The sequence below is a fragment of the Streptomyces sp. NPDC005070 genome (assembly GCF_053600395.1).
Window position 1 is genome coordinate 31,418 of sequence record NZ_JBSFZS010000023.1, and the last position, 17,744, is coordinate 49,161.

The following is a 17,744-nucleotide window of genomic DNA, read 5'->3' on the forward strand; positions in this document are numbered from 1 at the left end:
CGTTGGAGACCGCAAGGTGACCGGGGGCAAGCGTGTCCGCCCCGTCGTTCTGGTGACGCTGCTGAGCACGGTCCTGGCCGGGCTCTGTCTGGTGTCCATCGCCGTCGGCGCGGCCGGAATCCCGCTCGACGACGTGGTGCGGGCCCTGTTCGGCCACCCGCCGAGCCGGCTCGTCGACAACATCGTCTGGACCGCGCGGATCCCCCGGACCACGCTCGGCCTCACCGCCGGCGCGGCACTGGGCCTGGCCGGGGCGCTCATGCAGGCGCTGACGCGCAATCCACTCGCCGACCCGGGAGTCCTCGGGGTCAGCGCGGGGGCGTCGTTCGCCATCGTGGTGGCCGTGGGGGTGTTCGGGTTCGGCTCGTTCTACGGATACGTGTGGTTCGCCTTCGCCGGCGCCCTCGCGGCGAGCGTGCTGGTCTACTTCCTGGGCGGGCTCGGCCGTTCCGGGCTCACGCCGGTCAAGCTGGCGCTCGCCGGCATCGCGGTGACCTCGATGCTGTCCTCCCTGACCAGCGCGATCGCCCTCACCGACCCGGACGCCCTGGACCGCTACCGCTTCTGGTCCGCGGGCTCGATGGCCGACCAGGACTCGACCACCGTCCTGCGCATCCTGCCGTTCCTCGCCGTGGGCGCGGCGCTGGCGCTGGCCTGCGCGCCCGCCCTCAACAGCCTGGCCCTGGGCGACGACGTGGCCGCCTCGCTCGGGCGCCGGCTGGGTCTGGTCCGCCTCCAGGGTGTCACCGCGATCACCCTGCTCACCGGCGCCGCGGTCGCGGTGATCGGCCCCGTCGTCTTCATCGGACTGGTCGTGCCGCACATCGCCCGGGTGCTGGCCCGCTCGGCGGGCCTCGGGCCGGACCACCGCTGGCTGCTGCCGCTCTCCGCCGTCCTCGCCCCGTGTCTGCTGCTCACCGCCGACATCCTCGGCCGGGTCGTGGCTCGGCCCACCGAGGTCCAGGCGGGCGTGATCGTCGCCTTCATCGGCGGACCGTTCTTCATCGCCCTGGTCCGCCGCCAGCGCCTGGCGGAGGTGTAGCGTGCCCGATCCCGTGGTCACCGACCCGACCGTGAACTCCACCCCCAACCCCAAGGCGGGCGGCGCCGGTTCGGGCCGGCCGCCGCTGTCGTCCTCCTTCCGCGCCTACCGTCTCGCCGTGCCGCCCGTCTCCGGAATCCTGCGGCCCCGGCTCGTCGCGCTGTGCTCGGTGCTGGGCGTCGGCACCTTCCTGCTGTTCTGCTGGGGCCTGACCATCGGCGACTATCCGATCGGCTTCGCGGACGTCGTACGCGCCCTGGGCTCCTCCGGGGACCCCGGCACCGTGCTGGTCGTCCAGGACCTCCGGCTGCCGCGCGCGCTGGTCGGGCTCCTCGCCGGAACGGCGTTCGGCGTCTCGGGCGCGCTGTTCCAGACGATGACCCGCAATCCCCTGGCCAGCCCGGACATGATCGGCCTCACGCAGGGCGCCGGTACCGCCGTCGTCGCCGGCCTCGTGCTCGGCTGGGACGCGGGCCTCGGAACCCAGTCGCTCGGTCTGCTCGGCGCGCTGGCCACCGCCTTCCTCGTGTATCTCCTCGCCTGGCGGCGCGGCACCACCGGGTACCGGATCATCCTGGTCGGCATCGGCGTCTCCTGGATGTGCGCGAGCGCCACCGACTACCTGATGGCCAAGGGCGGGCGCTTCGAGGCGCAGGCCGCCCTCGGCTGGCTGGTGGGCAACCTCAACGGCCGCACCTGGGAGGAGACCCGGCCGCTGGCCGTCGCACTGGCCGTGCTGCTGCCGGCGGCTCTGCTGCTCGGACGGCTGCTGCGTACCCTCCAGCTCGGGGACGAGGTCGCCACCGGCCTCGGCACGCGCGTGCAGCTCGTCCGGCTGTCCATCCTGCTCACCGGGGTCGGCCTCATCGCCTTCGCCACCGCCGCCGCCGGCCCCGTCGCCTTCGTCGCGCTGGCCGCGCCGCAGATCGCCCAGCGTCTGGCCCGTACCGCCTGGCCCCCGACCGTCGCCTCCGGGCTCACCGGAGCCCTGGTGGTCCTGGGCAGCGACCTCATCGCCCGCACCCTCGTCTCCGGCACGGAACTCCCGGTCGGCATCGTCACCGGCGTCCTCGGCGCGCCGATCCTGCTCTGGCTGCTCGTCCGCGCCAACCGCGCGGGTTCAGGAGGTTGATCCCATGTCGGCGAATCCCCAGTCGGCGGACGTCCCACCGGCCGACCGCGTGCCGGGAGCGGGCCCGGACCTGCGGGCCACCGGTCTGCACCTGGCCTACGACAGCCGGACGGTGGTGGACGGCCTGGACCTCGTCGTGCCGCCGGGCCGGATCACCGCGATCGTCGGCGCCAACGCGTGCGGCAAGTCCACGCTGCTGCGCGCCCTCGCCCGGCTGATGACACCTCGTAGCGGCACCGTCCAACTGGACGGCAGGGCGCTGCACTCCATGCCGTCACGGGAGCTCGCGCAACGGCTCGGCATCCTGCCGCAGAGTCCCGTCGCACCGGAGGGGCTGACCGTCGTCGACCTGGTCAACCGCGGCCGCTCGCCGCATCAGACCTGGTGGCGGCAGTGGTCGAGGGCGGACGAGCAGGCCGTGCGGGCGGCGTTGGCCGCCACCGGTATGACAGACCTCGCGGACCGGCCCGTCGACGAACTGTCCGGCGGACAGCGCCAGCGGGCCTGGATCGCCATGGCGGTCGCCCAGGGCACCGAGGTCCTGCTCCTCGACGAACCGACGACCTATCTGGACCTGGCGCACCAGATCGACGTGCTGGACCTGATCACCGACCTCAACCGGCGGGAGCACCGGACCGTCGTGATGGTGCTGCACGACCTCAACCAGGCGTGCCGGTACGCCGATCACGTCGTCGCCATGAAGGCCGGGCGGATCGTGGCCGAAGGCCCCCCGGCCGAGGTCATCACCGTCACGACCGTCGAGGACGTCTTCGATCTGAACTGCGCGATCACCACGGACCCGGTGAGCGACACCCCGCTGGTCATTCCGATGGGACGGCACCACGGCGCGCCCGCCCTGGAGACCGCGGCACGGGCCGACTGAGCGGTCCCCGGGAGCTGTCCGGGCCCGGCTCCGGGTCCGGACCCCCCGCCGGGTCCCTGCCGGCCTCGCGGGACAGGCCCGTGCGGCCGGGTGAACCGGTGATCGCCGGCTGGGTGAAGGGGCGATGGCCGGCCGGGGGTGAGGGACTTCGGGACTACCGCCGCCCGGCGTCCGGCACGATCGTGGTGCCGCGGCCCCCGGCGAGCCCGTGGAGGAGTGCGTGCGGCGCACGGCCGTCGAGGACCCGGGCCGTGGCCACCCCCACCCGGACCGCCCGTAAGCATGCCTCCATCTTGGGCGCCATGCCGCCGTCGAGCCGGGGCAGCAGCGACTCAAGCTCGGCGACGGTGACACGGTCGACGACTTGGCCGCTGTCCGGCCAGTTCGCGTACAGGCCCGGCACATCGGTCAGGACGACCAACGCGTGCGCTCCGAGCGCGGCTGCCACCGCCCCGGCCGCGGTGTCCGCGTTGACGTTGTAGACCTGGCCGTCCTCGCCGCGGCCCACGGAGGACACGACGGGAATATGACGGTGCCTCAACAGCAGGGTCAGGACAGCGGTGTTGACCCGGACCACGTCTCCGACCAGTCCGATGTCCACGCGCTCGCCGCCCACTTCGGCGTACCGTTTCACGGCCGTGAGCGTGCGCGCGTCCTCGCCGCTGAGCCCGACGGCGTACGCGCCCCGCTCGTTGAGCAGTCCGACCAGCTCCTTCTGGACCTGCCCGGAGAGCACCATCCGCACCACGTCCATGGTCTCGGGTGTGGTGACCCGGAGCCCGCCCAGGAAGGCGGACTCGATGCCCAGCCGCTCCAGGTGGGCGCCGATCTGCGGGCCGCCGCCGTGCACCACGACCACCCTGACCCCGCCCCGCCGCAGGGCGAGGACGTCCTGGGCGAAGGCCCGCCGCCGCGGCGCGTCCGCCATCGCGTGGCCGCCGTACTTGACGACGACCGTGCGGCCGCGCAGCCGCTCGACGGGCGGGAGCGGGTCGGCCAGGCCGAGCGGAGTGCTCACGGACGGGCCGTGAGGTAGCCGCCCATGGTCCGGAAGTAGTCGGTGGCCGCGTGCTCGGCTCCGTCCTCGGTGCGCACCCGCCGGACCAGCAGCCCGGGCAGCCGGCCGTTCCTGGCCTGCGCTCCGGCCACGACGACGATGCCGTCGTCCTCGCGGATGAAGATCCGGCCCGGCGTGCCGCCGTAGCGTCCGCGGGACACGGCGGCGTCGACGACACGGATCCGCTCGCCGCGATGGTGGGTGAAGGCGTTCGGGTACGGGTCCGACTGGGCGCGCACCAGGCGCTCCAGGTCCTCGGCCGGCCAGGTCCAGTCGATACGGCTGTCCTCGGCGGAGCGCTTGTGGAAGAAGCTCGCCCTGCCGCGGTCCTGGGGTATCCAGCGGGCCCGCCCGGAGGCGATCAGGCCGAGGGATTCGGTCACGACCGGCGTGATCAGGTCCACGGTGCGGTGGAAGAGGTCGGTGACCGTGTCGGTCGCGCCGACCGGGACCGCGCGCTGCAACAGGATGTCCCCGGCGTCCAGTTCGGCGTTCATGCGGTGCGCCGTGACACCGACCTCGCGCTCGCCGTTGATCAGCGCCCAGATGAGGGGCGAGAAGCCGGCGTAGGCCGGCAGCAGCGAATCGTGGATGTTGAGCGTGCCGTGCGGGGGGAGATCGAAGACCTCCGGAGGAAGCACGGTGCGCCAGTTGTTGGCGACGATGATGTCCGGCGCCGCGTCCCGCAGCGCGGCGAGGAGTTCGGGGTCGTCGGGCCGGTTGCGCAGCAGCACCGGGATGCCGTGCTTGTCGGCGAGGTCGGCCACGGAGTCGTCCCAGATCTTTTCGTAGGCGTGCTCGCTCTTGGGATGGGTGACCGCCAGCACCACCTGGTGGCCGGACTCCAGCAGGGCCTGGAGCGTGCGATGCCCCCAGGTCTGGTAGCCGAACATGACGACCCGCATAGTCGATCCTCTCTTGGAGACCACCATTGCAAGGTAAGGCTAACCTTATTTACCATCAGGGGCGCCCAAGGGAAGGGAAGTTGCGGTGAACGCACTGCACGACGAACCGGACGCCATACACGACGTACTCGGGATCGGTTTCGGCCCGTCAAATCTCGCACTGGCCATCGCCATCGAGGAACACAACGCCCAGGCATCGGCCGAGGACCGGATCCGCGCGGAGTTTCTGGAGCGTCAGCCCTCCTTCGGCTGGCACCGCGGCATGCTGATCGACGACGCCACGATGCAGGTCTCCTTCCTCAAGGACCTGGCCACGATGCGCAACCCCACCAGCGACTTCACCTTCCTGTGCTTCCTGCGGGAGCGGGGCAGGCTGGTCGACTTCCTCAACGCGAAGACGCTCTTCCCGCTGCGGATCGAGTTCCACGAATACTTCGTCTGGGCCGCGGCCCGGCTCGCGCATCTCGTCCGCTACGACTCCGAAGTCGTCGCCGTCGAACCGGTGACCTCCGAGGACGGCGAGGTCCGCTGGTTCGACGTGACCAGCCGGGTGCCCGGCGCCCCGGAGCGCACCGTCACCCGGCGAGCCCGCAACCTGTCGGTGGCGGTCGGCCTGGAACCGCATCTGCCGCCGGACACGACGCTCTCCGACCGCGTCTGGCACAACAGTGAACTGGTCCCCCGGGTCACCGAGTTGGCCGGCTCAGGCGCTCCCGTCGAGCGGATCCTCGTCCTCGGCGCGGGCCAGAGCGGGGCCGAGGCGGTCGACTACCTGCACCGGTCGTTCCCCGCGGCGGAGATCTGCGCGGTCTTCGCGAAGTACGGCTACACACCGGCCGACGACAGCCCCTTCGCCAACCGGATCTTCGACCCCGAGGCGGTGGACGTGTACTTCCGGTCCGCGCCCGAGGTGAAGCAGTCCCTGGTGGACTACCACCGCGGCACCAACTACTCCGTGGTCGACATGGACCTCATCGAGTCGCTGTACGCCACCATGTACCGCGAGAAGGTGCTGGGCAAGGAGCGTCTGCGCCTGCGCAACGTCTCGCGCATCCGTGACGTGCGGGCCGAGGACGACCTGCTCGACGTCACGGTGGAATACCTCCCCACCGGCGAACGGGAGACCATCTCCTGCGATCTGCTCGTCCACGCGACCGGCTACCGCCCCCGGGACCTGGACACGTTGCTGGGCCGCGCCGGGAAACTTTGTCTGCGCGACGACAAGGACTCGCTGCTCGTCGGGCGCGACCACCGGGTGGACTTCTCGCCCGAGGTGACGGCGGGCATCTACGTGCAGGGCGCGACCGAGCACACGCACGGCCTCACCTCGACCCTGCTGTCCACGACCGCCGTCCGCTCCGGGGAGATCCTCGATTCCCTGCTCACCCACCGCTCGGCCGAGACGGTCCCGGCGACCGACTGCTCAGCCTGAACTCGGCTGCGCGGTAAGACAGTTGACTCCGGACAGGCCGACGCACCACGGTACGCCGACCTGTCCGGCACCACCGAGAAGCCATCCGCGCCTCCACGGCATATCTCGCCACAACTTAAGGTAGCCTCACCTAAGTTTCCGTCGTCCGTCCTTCCCGGAGGGGTATGGATGAGTGCCGCACATCCGTCGGGGCGCAGCGTCCTGAGAGGCTCGGTCGAGGGACAACGCGCACGCGTGGCGCTCGGCACGCTCCTCGCGTCCGGGCACCAGATCGGCGAGGCCCTCGTCCCCACCCTCATCGGCGTCGTCATAGACCGCGCCGTCACGGGATCCGACTCCGGCGCGCTCGTGCTGTGGCTCGCGGTCCTCGCAGCCGTCTACGCCGGACTGGCCCTCAGCTTCCGGATCGGCGCCCGGTCCGGTGAACTGGCGGCGGTCCGGGCCGAACACACCCTGCGGGTCACCCTCCTACGGCGGGTCCTGAGCCCAGGGGGCGGGACCGAGGAGGGCAGGCTGCCCGGCGCTCTGGCCAGCATCGCGACCGAGGACGCCAAACGCGTCGGCGCGGTCAACCTGGCGCTGACGCTGGGCTTCTCCTCGCTCGTCGGCATCGCCACCTGCGCGGTCGTCCTGCTGAGCACCTCGGTCGCCCTGGGACTGGTCGTCCTGCTGGGCACCCCGGTCCTGCTGTGGCTCGGGCACCTGCTGAGCAAGCCGCTGGAATCACGCAGCGAGGCCGAGCAGGACCGGGCGGCGCACGCCTCGGCCATCGCCGCGGACCTGGTCACCGGACTGCGGATCCTCAAGGGCATCGGGGGCGAGCCGGCCGCCATCGAGCGCTACCGCGCCACCAGCCGCGACTCGCTGCGCGCCACCCTGCGCGCGGCCCGGGCGCAGGCCTTCCAGAGCGGCATGGTGCTCGCACTGACCGGCTGTCTGATCGCCGCGGTCGCCCTGGTCGGCGGCCGGCTGGCCGCCCAAGGAAGCATCAGCCTGGGCCAGTTGGTGTCGGCGGTCGGGCTCGCCCTCTTCCTCGTCGGCCCACTGGAGGTGCTCGCCTGGGTCAACGCCGAACTCGCCCAGGGCCGGGCCTCGGCCACCCGGATCGCGGAGGTTCTCGCCACCGCGCCCGCCGTCACCGCGGGCGGCAGCCCCCTGCCCCAGCCGGTACGGGGCGCCGTACGGCTGGCCGGTCTCCGCCACGGCGGACTGCACGACGTCGACCTCGACGTCGCCCCCGGCGAACTGGTCGGCGTGGTGACGACCGACCCGGCGCACGCCGCCGACCTGCTGCGCTGCCTGAGCCGGCGCAGCGACCCCGACGCGGGATCGGTCGAGCTGGACGGGGTGCCCCTGCGCGACCTGGACCCGGCCGAGATCCGTACGGCGATCCTCGTGGCCGAGCACGACGCGGACCTCTTCGAAGGCACGATCCGCGGCAACGTCACGGCCGCCGCTCCCGGGACGAGCACTCCCGAGGCGGCGATGACGGCGGCCGGGGTGACCCAGGTGTCCGAGACCCTGCCCGACGGCGAGCACACGGCGGTCAGCGAACGGGGCCGGTCCCTGTCCGGCGGGCAGCGCCAACGGGTCGCCCTGGCCCGCGCGTTGGCGGCCGACCGGCCCGTCCTCGTGGTCCACGAACCGACCACGGCGGTCGACACGGTCACCGAGGCCCGCATCGCCTCGGGCATCCGTGAACTCCGCAAGGGCCGCACCACGTTGCTCGTGACCACCAGCCCCGCGCTGCTCTCGGTCACCGACCGGGTGCTGCTCATCCACGACGGCCGGGTCACGGACACGGCCCCGCACGCCGACCTGGTGCGGCGCCACGAGATCTACCGTTCGGCGGTGCTGGCATGAGCGCGGACCCGGCGACCCTGGCCGGCGAGAGCACGACCGCTCGCGAACTCCTGCCCACGGCGACCCCTGCGCGGACGCGGGCCGCCCTGCGCGAACTGGTCCGCCCCCACCGCCGTACGGCCCTCGCCTGCTTCGCCACAATGGTCGCCGCCACTGCCGTGGGACTCCTCGTCCAGCCGCTGCTGGGGCACATGGTGGACCTCGTCGCCGACCACCAGCCGCCCGGCGATCTCACGCTGCCCGCCGTCCTGCTGGTCGTGGTGGCGCTGGTGCAGGGCGGCGCGACGGCGCTCGGGCTGTCCCTGGTGTCGCAGCTCGGCGAGAGCGTCCTCGCGCGGCTGCGCGAGCTGTTCGTGGACCGGGCGCTGCGACTGCCGCTGGAACAGGTCGAGAAGGCGGGCACCGGGGACCTCAGCGCTCGCGTCACCCGGGATGTCGCACGGGTCGGCGAGGCCGTCCGTTCGGCCCTGCCCGAGCTGGTCCGCTCGGTCCTCGCCATCGTGCTCACGCTCGTCGCGCTGGCCGCGCTGGACTGGCGCTTCCTGCTCGCCGCCCTGATCGCCGTCCCCGTGCAGGCGCACACCGCGCGCTGGTACGTCCGCAACGCCGTACCCCTGTACGCCCGCGAGCGGATCGCCACCGGGGCCCAGCAGCAGCAGTTGCTGGACACCATCGCGGGTGCCGGCACCGTACGGGCGTACCGCCTGGAGGAGCAGCACACCGCGCACGTCACCGAACGCTCCTCGGCGGCCGTGGGGATGACGATGCGCGGGGTCGAGCTGGTGCTGCGGTTCTACAACCGGCTGCACGTCGCCGAGTACACGGGCCTCGCCGCCGTGCTGGTCACCGGGTTCTTCCTGGTGCGTGCCGGATCGGTGACCATCGGCACGGCCACCGCCGCCGCCCTCTACTTCCACAGCCTCTTCTCGCCGGTCAACTCGGCCCTCGTCCTGCTCGACGACGCCCAGACGGCCACGGCGGCGCTCAACCGGCTGGTCGGCGTCACGGACGGCCCCGCCACCGGAACGGCACCGGTCGCCGCCGACTCCGCCACCGACCCCACCGACCCTGACACCGGTTCCGCCGACAGGAACACCGGCAGCGAACCGTCCACCCCGGACACCGAACCGTCGCGCGCGGTCGCCGTGGTCGGTGTCCACCACGCCTACGAGCCCGGCCGGCCGGTGCTGTGGGACGTGCACCTCACGCTGCGGCCCGGGGAGCGGGTGGCCCTGGTCGGCCCGAGCGGCGCGGGCAAGACCACCCTGGCCAAGCTCATCGCCGGTGTCCACCGGCCGGCCGTCGGCTCCGTCCACCTGCCCGGTACGAGGGCGCCGGGCGGGCTGTCCGTCGCCCTGGTCACCCAGGAGACGCACGTCTTCGCCGGGCCGCTCGCCGCGGACCTGCGGCTGGCCCGGGACACGGCCGGCGACGACGAACTGCGCGCCGCGCTCGCCACCGTCGACGCGCTCGACTGGGTCGAGGCCCTGCCCGACGGACTCGCCACCGTCGTGGGCGAGGGCGGCCACCGGCTCACCCCCGCCCAGGTCCAGCAACTCGCCCTGGCCCGCCTGGTGCTGGCCGATCCGCCGGTGGCCGTCCTCGACGAGGCGACGGCCGAGGCCGGCAGTACCGGCGCCCGGCTGCTGGAGCGGGCCGCGGCCCGGGCGATCGAGGGGCGCACGGCCCTCGTCGTCGCCCACCGCCTCACCCAGGCCGCCGCCGCGGACCGGATCGTCGTCATGGAGGACGGCCGGATCGTGGAGAGCGGCCGCCACGACGAACTGTGCGCGGCGGACGGGACCTACGCCTCCCTCTGGCAGGCCTGGTCCGGCACGCGTGCGCACGCCGACCACCCCCCGCACACCAACACCGCTCCGACCCCGAAGGACCACTGATGCCCGGCTCTTTGAGAGGCACACGGCTCGCCGCGGCCCTCGCCTCCGTCCTCATGCTCCTCAGCACCGTCGCGGCCTGCGGCTCCTCGGGAAGCACCGACGACGCCGGCTCCGCGAAACCCGCGGCCTCGGGCAAGGCATGGCCCGTCACCATCGCGCACAAGTACGGCGACACGACCATCACGTCCGAGCCCGAGCGGATCGTCACGGTGGGCCTCACCGACCAGGATGCCGTGCTCGCCCTCGGCAAGGTGCCCGTCGGTACCACCGAATGGCTCGGCGGCTACAAGGGAGCCATCGGCCCCTGGGCCGCCGGCAAGGCGGCCGGAGCCACGACCCCGACCGTCCTGAAGGACACCGGCACCGGCCCGCAGACGGAGAAGATCGCGGCACTGCGCCCCGACCTGATCCTCGCCGTCTACGGCGGCCTCACCAAGGCGCAGTACACGACCCTGTCCAAGTTCGCCCCCGTGGTGGCCCAGCCGAAGGAGTACAACGACTTCGGCGTGCCGTGGCAGAAGCAGACCGAGATCATCGGAAAGGCGCTCGGCCAGGAGTCGAAGGCCAGGTCACTGGTCTCCGGCGTCGAGGCCGACATCAAGGCCGCCGCCGCGAAGAACCCCGCGTTCGCCAAGTCCAGTGCCGTCATGGCCACCCCGTACGAGGGCATCTTCGTCTTCGGCAGCCAGGACCCCCGTTCCCGTCTGCTCACCGGCCTCGGCTTCACCCTTCCGGCCGATCTGGACAAGGTCATCGGTGACGAGTTCGGCGCCAACATCAGCAAGGAGCGCACCGATCTCCTGGACACCGACGCCATCGTGTGGATCGTGTCGGACACCGCCAAGGACGAGGCCAAGCTGCACCAGGACGCCCTCTACGCCGACCTGAAGGTCGCGCGCCAGAACCGCGAGGTCTACATCAAGGAGACCAGCGACTACGGCAACGCGGTGTCCTTCGTCAGCGTGCTGAGCCTGCCGTACATGCTCGACCGTCTGGTGCCGCAGCTCGCCGCGGCCGTCGACGGCGACCCCGCGACGAAGGTGCCCGCGCCGGCGGCCTGACGACCGTTTCCGGCGGGCCGCGCATGCCCGCCGGACGGCTGAGATCTGGATCACCGACAGCAAGAGGTCAAGGTCACAGCCTGGGCCTCTGCTGTCGCCCTAGTGCTCTGACCTAGCATCCGAGCATGACAGTCCTGCCCAACGACGGGCTCGCGCTGGCCGCCGAGTTCCCTTCCGCGACCCATGACCAGTGGCAGCTCCTGGTAGAAGGTGTGCTGCGCAAATCGGGCAAGGAGGTCTCGGGCGCGGCCGCCGAGGACGCGCTGTCCACCTCGCTCGAGGACGGTCTCGCCACCAGGCCCCTGTACACCGCACGCGACGCGGCCGCCGACGCCGGTTTCCCCGGCTTCGCCCCCTTCGTCCGGGGCGGCAGGCCCGAGGGCAACACCGTCGGCGGCTGGGACGTACGGCAGCGGCACACGGCGGCGGACAACGCCCTGGTGCTCGGCGACCTGGAGAACGGCGTCACCTCGCTGTGGCTCACGGTCGGCGAGGGCGGCGTTCCGGTCTCCTCGCTCGAAGCGGTCCTGGACGGCGTCTACCTCGATCTGGCGCCCGTCGTCCTCGACGCGGGTCGTGACGTCGAGGCGGCGGCCCAGGAGTTGCTGCGGCTGTACGCGGCACGAGGCGTCGCACCGGGTGCCGCGCGCGGCAACCTCGGCGCGGACCCGCTCGGCCACGAGGCCCGTACGGGCACGGCGATGGACTTCGCCCCGGTCGTCCCGCTCGCCCTGCGGTGCGCCGACGCGTACCCCGGACTGCGGGCACTGACCGTCGACGCGCTCCCGTACCACGAGGCGGGCGGCTCGGCCGCTCAGGAGCTGGGCGCCTCGCTGGCGACCGGCGTCGCCTATCTGCGCGAGCTGACCGAGGCGGGCCTGTCCGTCGAACAGGCCTGTGCGCAACTGGAGTTCCGGTTCGCGGCGACCGCCGACCAGTTTCTGACGATCGCCAAGCTGCGGGCGGCGCGCAGGCTGTGGGCGCGGGTCGCCGAGGTGTGCGGGGCGCCGGGCGCGGGTGCGCAGACGCAGCACGCCGTGACCTCGCCGGTGATGATGTCGCGCCGCGACCCGTGGGTGAACATGCTGCGCGCGACCATCGCGACGCTCGCGGCCGGCGTGGGCGGCGCCGAGTCCGTCACCGTCCTGCCCTTCGATCACGCTCTCGGTCTGCCGGACGCGTTCGCACGGCGCATCAGCCGCAACACCTCGACGATCCTCATCGAGGAGTCGCACCTGTCCCGGGTGATCGACCCGGCGGGCGGCTCCTGGTACGTGGAGAAGCTGACCGACGAACTCGCCCACGCGGGCTGGGAGTTCTTCCAGGGGATCGAGCGGGACGGCGGCCAGGCCGCGGTCCTGCGCTCGGGCCGGCTGGCGCGCGACCTGGCGGAGACCTGGGCGGCCCGCTCGGTGAAGCTCGCCAAGCGGCGCGAACCGATCACCGGTGTCAGCGAGTTCCCGCACCTGGCGGAGCGCCCGGTGGAGCGCGAGCCCGCTCCCGAGGCACCCTCCGGGGGTCTGCCGCGGGTGCGGCGTGACGAGGCCTACGAGGCGCTGCGGGCCCGCTCCGACGCGCATCTCGCCGCCACCGGGGCCCGCCCCCGGATCTATCTCGCCACGATCGGCCCGGCCGCCGCGCACACCGCGCGGAGCACCTTCGTCGCCAACCTGTTCCAGGCCGGCGGCATCGAGCCCGTCACGGACGGCTCGTTCGAGGACAGCGGGGCCACCGAGGCCGTCCTGTGCTCCAGTGACGCGCTCTACGAGGAGCGGGCCGCGAGCACGGCCGAAGCCCTCGCCGCGACCGGGGCCCGGCACGTCTTCCTGGCCGGCCGCCCCGCGGACCACGCCGGTGTCGACTCCTATGTCTTCGCGGGCTGCGACGCCGTCGCCGTCCTCTCCGCCACCCTCGACCGCATGGGAGTGTCCTCCTGATGGGAATCCCCGACTTCTCCGGGATCGACCTGGGGACGCCCACCGCCGAAGGCGGCGCCGACGAGTGGAAGGCCGCCGCCGACAAGGCCACGGGCGCCGGTGACGCGTTCTGGGAGACCCCGGAGGGCATCGCGGTCAAGCCGCTGTACACCGGCCGTGACGTGGAGGGCCTCGACTTCCTGGACACGTACCCGGGCATGGCACCGTATCTGCGCGGCCCCTACCCGACGATGTACGTCAACCAGCCGTGGACGATCCGCCAGTACGCGGGCTTCTCCACGGCCGAGGAGTCCAACGCCTTCTACCGCCGCAACCTCGCCGCGGGCCAGAAGGGCCTGTCGATCGCCTTCGACCTGCCCACGCACCGCGGTTACGACAGCGACCACCCCCGGGTGACGGGCGATGTCGGCATGGCGGGTGTGGCCATCGACTCCATCTACGACATGCGGCAGCTCTTCGACGGCATCCCGCTGGACAAGATGACCGTGTCGATGACGATGAACGGCGCCGTGCTGCCGGTGCTGGCGCTCTACATCGTGGCGGCGGAGGAGCAGGGCGTACCGCCCGAGAAGCTGGCCGGAACCATTCAGAACGACATTCTGAAGGAGTTCATGGTCCGCAACACCTACATCTATCCGCCGAAGCCGTCGATGCGGATCATCTCCGACATCTTCGCGTACACCTCGCAGCGGATGCCGCGCTACAACTCCATCTCCATCTCCGGATACCACATCCAGGAGGCGGGCGCGACGGCCGACCTGGAGCTGGCGTACACCCTCGCGGACGGTGTGGAGTACATCCGGGCGGGCCGCGAGGCGGGCCTGGACGTGGACGCGTTCGCGCCCCGGCTCTCGTTCTTCTGGGCGATCGGCATGAACTTCTTCATGGAGATCGCCAAGATGCGGGCGGCGCGCCTGCTGTGGGCCAAGATGGTCCGGCAGTTCGACCCGAAGAACGCCAAGTCCCTTTCCCTGCGCACCCATTCGCAGACGTCCGGCTGGTCGCTGACCGCGCAGGACGTGTTCAACAACGTGACGCGTACGTGCGTGGAGGCCATGGCGGCCACCCAGGGCCACACCCAGTCGCTGCACACCAACGCGCTGGACGAGGCGCTCGCCCTGCCCACCGACTTCTCCGCGCGGATCGCCCGCAACACCCAGCTCCTGATCCAGCAGGAGTCCGGGACGACCCGGGCCATCGACCCGTGGGGCGGCAGCGCGTACGTGGAGAAGCTGACGTACGACCTCGCCCGCCGGGCCTGGCAGCACATCGAGGAGGTCGAGGCGGCGGGCGGCATGGCGCAGGCCATCGACGCCGGCATCCCGAAGCTCCGGATCGAGGAGGCGGCGGCCCGTACACAGGCCCGCATCGACTCCGGCCGCCAGCCGGTCATCGGCGTCAACAAGTACCGCGTGGAGTCCGACGAGCAGATCGACGTCCTCAAGGTCGACAACTCCTCCGTCCGCGCGCAGCAGATCGAGAAGCTGCGCCGGCTGCGCGCCGAGCGCGACGACCGCGAGGTCCAGGACACGCTCGAGGATCTGACGCGGGCGGCGGCCGGGGAGGGCAACCTGCTGGAGCTGGCGGTACGCGCGGCCCGCGCGAAGGCCACCGTCGGTGAGATCTCCGACGCCCTGGAGAAGGTGTACGGGCGCCACTCCGGCCAGATCCGTACGATCTCCGGGGTGTACCGCAACGAGGCAGGGGAGTCGCCTTCCGTGGACCGCACCCGGACGCTGGTGGACGCGTTCGAGGAGGCCGAGGGCCGGCGCCCGCGCATCCTGGTCGCCAAGATGGGCCAGGACGGTCACGACCGCGGCCAGAAGGTGATCGCGACCGCCTTCGCCGACCTGGGTTTCGACGTCGACGTCGGCCCGCTGTTCCAGACGCCGGGTGAGGTCGCCCGTCAGGCGGTGGAGGCGGACGTGCACATCGTGGGCGTCTCGTCGCTGGCCGCCGGGCACCTCACCCTCGTACCGGCGCTGCGCGAGGAACTGGCGGCGGAGGGCCGGGAGGACATCATGATCGTGGTCGGCGGGGTGATCCCGCCGCAGGACGTGCCGACGCTGCTGGAGATGGGCGCCGCGGCGGTCTTCCCGCCCGGGACGGTGATCCCGGACGCGGCGTACGACCTCGTCCAGCGGCTCTCTGCCGACCTCGGGCACGACCTGTGATCCAACTCGACACCTATGTCAAGGGTGTGCTCGACGGGAAGCGGGCGCTGGTCGCCCGCGCCATCACGCTCGTCGAGTCCACCCGGCCCCAGCACCGGGCGCTGGCGCAGGAGTTGCTGACCGAACTCCTCCCGTACAGCGGGAAGGCCCGGCGGATCGGCGTCAGCGGGGTGCCGGGCGTGGGCAAGTCGACGTTCATCGACGCGTTCGGCACGATGCTGACCTCGCTCGGACACCGGGTCGCGGTCCTCGCCGTCGACCCGTCGTCCACGCGTACGGGCGGCTCGATCCTCGGGGACAAGACCCGTATGGAGCGCCTGGCCGTGGACCCGGCCGCGTTCATCCGCCCCTCGCCCACCGCCGGCACGCTCGGCGGGGTGGCGAAGGCGACCCGTGAGTCGATCGTGGTGATGGAGGCGGCCGGCTACGACGTGGTGCTGGTGGAGACCGTCGGCGTCGGCCAGTCCGAGACGGCGGTCGCGAACATGGTCGACTCCTTCATGCTGTTGACGCTGGCCCGTACCGGCGACCAGTTGCAGGGCATCAAGAAGGGTGTCCTGGAGCTGGCCGACGTGATCGCCGTCAACAAGGCGGACGGCCCGCACGAGCGTGACGCGCAGTCCGCCGCGCGTGAACTGGCGGGCGCGCTGCGGCTGATGCACGGCAGGGACGCCGCCTGGACGCCGCCGGTGCTGAGTTGCAGCGCCCGCGAGGCGGCCGGCCTGGACACCGTCTGGGACCGTCTGGAGCAGCACCGGGTGCTGCTCGACTCGACCGGCCGTCTCGCCGAGAAGCGCCGTGACCAGCAGGTGGACTGGACCTGGACCATGGTCCGGGACGAGCTGCTCGGCCGCCTGCACGCCGATCAGGCCGTACGGGCCGTCGCCCCCGACCTCGAACGACAAGTTCGGGAGGGCGGGTTGACCGCCACGCTGGCGGCGGAACGCATTCTCGAGATCTTCGGCGGCGAAAGCCGCTGAGCCGAACGGGGTGGTGGCGGGGCAGGTCGGAGCCCGGCCACCACCCATGGGCACATCGACGGCGGGCCACTCCCCATAGGCACGTTGACGGCGGGCCCCATAGGCACGTCGACGGCCGGTCACCCCCATAGGCACGTCGACGGCCGGTCACCACCCAATAGGCATGTTGACGGTCGGTCACGCCATCGGCACTCGCCCCGCGCGCCTCTGGCCGCACGTCATGAACACAGGGCGCCCCGCCGCCGTACCTCGTGGAACCGGAAGTGATCCGGTGCGCCCACGGCTCCTTCGCCCTTCGCCCTCCCCCATGGGGGCGTCGCGCCCGGAGCGGCGGTCGCCGCTGCGCGAGGTGGAGACGATGCAGAGACTCAGAGCGGAAGTACCGCGGCGCGGTACGTCAATATTCATGCCGCGGATGTTCAGGACGCGTTCAGGTTGGTCTTGTCAAGGTTCGACAGAGATCAAATCCCGCATATCCCCCCACACCGCCGGAGTATCAATCGATGACGACGCCCGTGATGAAGAAGCTGCCGGAAGTGACTCTGGCGTTCTGGGTCATGAAGATCGCCGCGACGACCCTGGGTGAGACCGCGGGCGACCTCTTCGCCCAGACCCTCAAGCTCGGCTACTTCGTGACCACGATCGCGCTGTTCCTGCTCTTCGTGGTGACACTGGTCGTCCAGCTCAGGTCACGCAGGTACAACCCGTTCTTCTACTGGACGGTGATCCTGTCCACCAGCATGGCCGGCACCACGATGTCCGACTTCATGAACCGCGACGCCAGCGCCAAGTACCTCTCGGGCGGCGCCACATCCCTCGGCTGGGGCCCTCAGGGCCTCGGTCTCGGCTACCCCGAGGGCGCCGCGATCCTGGTCTCGCTCCTCCTCGCGATCTTCCTCGCCTGGAAACTGAGCGGGATGACGTTCCAGATCCGGGACATCGTCACCTTCCGTGGTGAGGCGCTGTTCTGGTCGGCGATCCTCGTCTCCAACACGCTCGGCACGTCGATGGGCGACTTCCTCTCCGACAGCTCCGGCCTCGGCTACCTGGGCGGGGCGCTGCTCGTCACGGGACTGCTGGCGGTGCTCGTCGCGCTGATGAAGGTTCCGTCGGTGTCGAACGTCCTGCTGTTCTGGATCGCCTTCGTCCTCACCCGCCCGCTCGGCGCCACGGCCGGCGACTTTCTCACCAAGCCGATCGCCAAGGGGGGACTCGACCTCGGTACCGCGGGCTCGTCGGCCGTGCTGCTCATCGTTTTGTTCGGCCTCATGGCCTACGCCCACGTCAAGGAGCGCCGAGCGTCCGAGCCCGGCCCGGAGGCGCAAGCGGTCCGGCTGGAAGCCGGCAGCCGGTGAGTCCGGCCCGGCAACTTGAGTGCAG

The 17,744-nt window shown here is 71.8% G+C and carries 13 protein-coding genes; 11 read left to right on the forward strand and 2 right to left on the reverse strand.

The window, feature by feature from the left end:
* Positions 1-16: 16 nt before the first annotated feature.
* The 3 genes from ACWEBX_RS10840 to ACWEBX_RS10850 all read left to right on the forward strand — a co-directional run bounded on the left by ACWEBX_RS10840 (position 17) and on the right by ACWEBX_RS10850 (position 3,057).
* Complete coding sequence (locus tag ACWEBX_RS10840) at positions 17-1,042, forward strand: FecCD family ABC transporter permease (RefSeq protein ID WP_451884589.1); 1,026 nt, start codon at positions 17-19, stop codon at positions 1,040-1,042.
* Between the two features lie 85 nt (positions 1,043-1,127).
* Entirely contained in the window at positions 1,128-2,174 is a 1,047-nt protein-coding gene (locus ACWEBX_RS10845; RefSeq protein ID WP_403645891.1) for a FecCD family ABC transporter permease, read from the forward strand.
* A 4-nt stretch (positions 2,175-2,178) separates the two neighbouring features.
* On the forward strand, positions 2,179-3,057 hold the full coding sequence (locus ACWEBX_RS10850) for an ABC transporter ATP-binding protein (RefSeq protein ID WP_451884548.1): 879 nt from the start codon (positions 2,179-2,181) through the stop codon (positions 3,055-3,057).
* Between the two features lie 154 nt (positions 3,058-3,211).
* Here the strand turns inward: ACWEBX_RS10850 and argB are convergent, their stop codons facing one another.
* Together argB and ACWEBX_RS10860 are read right to left on the reverse strand one after the other, a co-directional pair.
* Positions 3,212-4,075 (reverse strand): acetylglutamate kinase, encoded by an 864-nt coding sequence (argB, locus tag ACWEBX_RS10855; protein WP_451884549.1) that lies wholly within the window; start codon positions 4,073-4,075, stop codon positions 3,212-3,214.
* The gene (locus ACWEBX_RS10860; protein WP_451884550.1) at positions 4,072-5,019 is read right to left on the reverse strand and encodes a methionyl-tRNA formyltransferase; all 948 of its coding nucleotides are present in this window, start codon (positions 5,017-5,019) and stop codon (positions 4,072-4,074) included. Before ACWEBX_RS10860 ends, argB begins: the two co-directional genes overlap by 4 nt.
* Before the next feature lie 85 nt (positions 5,020-5,104).
* Between ACWEBX_RS10860 and ACWEBX_RS10865 the strand changes: the two genes are divergently transcribed.
* The 8 genes from ACWEBX_RS10865 to ACWEBX_RS10900 all read left to right on the forward strand — a co-directional run bounded on the left by ACWEBX_RS10865 (position 5,105) and on the right by ACWEBX_RS10900 (position 17,719).
* Complete coding sequence (locus ACWEBX_RS10865; protein WP_451884551.1) at positions 5,105-6,451, forward strand: lysine N(6)-hydroxylase/L-ornithine N(5)-oxygenase family protein; 1,347 nt, start codon at positions 5,105-5,107, stop codon at positions 6,449-6,451.
* 168 nt (positions 6,452-6,619) lie between these two features.
* Complete coding sequence (locus tag ACWEBX_RS10870) at positions 6,620-8,314, forward strand: ABC transporter ATP-binding protein (RefSeq protein ID WP_451884552.1); 1,695 nt, start codon at positions 6,620-6,622, stop codon at positions 8,312-8,314.
* On the forward strand, positions 8,311-10,212 hold the full coding sequence (locus ACWEBX_RS10875; RefSeq protein ID WP_451884553.1) for an ABC transporter ATP-binding protein: 1,902 nt from the start codon (positions 8,311-8,313) through the stop codon (positions 10,210-10,212). The genes ACWEBX_RS10870 and ACWEBX_RS10875 overlap by 4 nt, the downstream gene beginning before the upstream one ends.
* Positions 10,212-11,273 carry an ABC transporter substrate-binding protein gene (locus tag ACWEBX_RS10880; protein WP_451884554.1) on the forward strand — a complete coding sequence of 354 codons (1,062 nt, stop codon included), beginning with the start codon at positions 10,212-10,214 and terminating at the stop codon, positions 11,271-11,273. The genes ACWEBX_RS10875 and ACWEBX_RS10880 overlap by 1 nt, the downstream gene beginning before the upstream one ends.
* A 125-nt stretch (positions 11,274-11,398) precedes the next feature.
* Complete coding sequence (locus ACWEBX_RS10885; protein WP_451884555.1) at positions 11,399-13,210, forward strand: methylmalonyl-CoA mutase family protein; 1,812 nt, start codon at positions 11,399-11,401, stop codon at positions 13,208-13,210.
* Positions 13,210-15,384 (forward strand): methylmalonyl-CoA mutase, encoded by a 2,175-nt coding sequence (gene scpA, locus ACWEBX_RS10890; protein WP_451884556.1) that lies wholly within the window; start codon positions 13,210-13,212, stop codon positions 15,382-15,384. Before ACWEBX_RS10885 ends, scpA begins: the two co-directional genes overlap by 1 nt.
* Positions 15,381-16,364, forward strand: a complete 984-nt coding sequence (meaB, locus tag ACWEBX_RS10895; protein WP_451884557.1) for a methylmalonyl Co-A mutase-associated GTPase MeaB — start codon at positions 15,381-15,383, stop codon at positions 16,362-16,364. The genes scpA and meaB overlap by 4 nt, the downstream gene beginning before the upstream one ends.
* Before the next feature lie 503 nt (positions 16,365-16,867).
* On the forward strand, positions 16,868-17,719 hold the full coding sequence (locus ACWEBX_RS10900) for a COG4705 family protein (protein ID WP_451884558.1): 852 nt from the start codon (positions 16,868-16,870) through the stop codon (positions 17,717-17,719).
* Positions 17,720-17,744: the final 25 nt, after the last annotated feature.